We start from the raw sequence: 587 nt of genomic DNA, 5'->3' as shown, positions 1-587 counted from the left end.
GGTAAGCGCTGCCCATCACGTTTGGCGCATGCTTGAGCACGTAAGTGTTGCCAGCGATCAACGTCGGCACCGCGCCGCGCAGCACTTGCCAGATCGGGAAATTCCACGGCATCACCGCCAGAATCGGCCCCAGCGGACGGTACTCGATACGCGCTTTTCCGCCTTCAACCTGGGTGGCTTCGGCGTCGAGCATGGCCGGGCCGTGCTCGGCGTACCACTCGCAGAGCTTGGCGCATTTCTCGATTTCGCCACGGGCCTGGGCGATCGGCTTGCCCATTTCCTGGGTGATCATGGTTGCCATCGCTTCTGAGGTTTCACGCAGCGCGCCGGCGAGGGCGGTCAAAAGACGCGAACGATCCTGCAGCGGCTTGCGCTTCCATTTGCCAAAAGCGAAGGCAGCGCGAGTCAGTGCCGCATCAAGGGCAGCGGCGGATTCAAACGCGTATTGCCCGATCTGCTCGCCGGTGGCGGGGTTGAACGAGATGGCGTGGGTCTGGCTGGAAATCTGGCTCATTGACGTTGTCCTGTAGGTTCGTCGGATGGGCCTAGAGTAGGGTGGCGTTAGTTTTCTGGAAACTGAATAATAA

1 protein-coding gene is annotated in these 587 nt (G+C 60.6%); it reads right to left on the bottom strand.

What is annotated here, in order from left to right:
* A partial coding sequence (locus J5M71_RS26650; protein WP_207838475.1) for an aldehyde dehydrogenase family protein occupies nucleotides 1-514 on the bottom strand: 514 nt, incomplete at its 3' end.
* Nucleotides 515-587 lie beyond the last annotated feature (73 nt).

Source organism: Pseudomonas sp. 43(2021), assembly GCF_017490805.1.
Lineage (GTDB): Bacteria > Pseudomonadota > Gammaproteobacteria > Pseudomonadales > Pseudomonadaceae > Aquipseudomonas.
The sequence above is the reverse complement of the archived record's forward strand: the minus strand, read 5'-3'. Positions and strand labels throughout refer to the sequence as shown.